The 1191-nt window shown below is 66.8% G+C and carries 1 pseudogene; it reads left to right on the top strand.

The features are described from left to right. Nucleotides 1-1191: pseudogene (locus tag AC5RT3_RS20600) on the top strand (sarcosine dehydrogenase); the annotation flags it as partial.

Below are 1191 nucleotides of genomic sequence, written 5' to 3'. Positions count from 1 at the left end.
AAACCCATGCCCGTGGACCTCGACGAGCTCGGAAGCTTCAAGCCGGACGAGATCAGCGAACACCACATGCCCTCCCGCCTGGACTTCACCGTCGAGGACTTCCTGCCCGCCTGGGAAGCGACCAAGCAGATCCTGCCCGCCCTGCGCGAAGCCGAGATCGAAGACGGCTTCAACGGCATCTTCTCCTTCACCCCCGACGGCGGCTCCCTCGTGGGCGAATCCAAGGAACTGGACGGCTTCTACGTCGCCGAAGCCGTCTGGGTCACCCACTCCGCCGGGATCGCCCGCGCCGTCGCCGAACTCCTGGTCGACGGCAAATCCTCCATCGACCTGGGCGACTGCGACATCAACCGGTTCGAAGACGTCCAGCTCACCCCCGAGTACGTCTCCGAGACCTCGCAGCAGAACTTCGTCGAAATCTACGACGTCCTGCACCCGCTCCAGCCCAAACTCTCCCCCCGGAACCTGCGGGTGTCCCCGTTCCACGCCCGGCACAAACAACTCGGCGGGGTCTTCCTCGAAGGCGGCGGCTGGGAGCGCCCGTACTGGTTCGAAGCCAACGCAGACCTCCTCAAAGACATGCCCGCCGACTGGCAGCCGCCGGCACGCGATTCCTGGTCCGGGATGTTCAGCTCACCCATCGCCGCGGCAGAAGCCTGGAAAACCCGCACCGCCGTCGCCATGTACGACATGACCCCGCTCAAGCGGCTCGAGGTTTCCGGCCCCGGCGCCCAGAAACTCCTCCAGGAACTGACCACCGCGGACATGTCCAAAAAGCCCGGCGCGGTCACCTACACCCTCCTGCTGGACCACGCCGGCGGGATCCGCAGCGACATCACCGTCGCCCGCCTCAGTGAGGACACCTTCCAGCTCGGCGCCAACGGCAACATCGACACCGCCTACTTCGACCGCGCCGCCCGCCACCAAACCCAAACCGGCGGCCCCCAGGACTGGGTCCAGGTCCGCGACACCACCGGCGGGACCTGCTGCATCGGCCTCTGGGGCCCCCTCGCCCGCGAAGTCGTCGGCGCGGTCAGCAGCGACGACTTCAGCAACGACGGGCTCAAATACTTCCGCTCCAAGAACGTCGTCATCGGCGGCGTACCCGTCACGGCCATGCGCCTGTCCTACGTCGGCGAACTCGGCTGGGAACTCTACACCAGCGCCGACAACGGCCAGCGCCTCTGGGAC

It is taken from the genome of Arthrobacter sp. Y3221159 (assembly GCF_059089885.1).
Note: the sequence above shows the minus strand (reverse complement) of the source record. Positions and strands in the feature narration are given on the sequence as shown.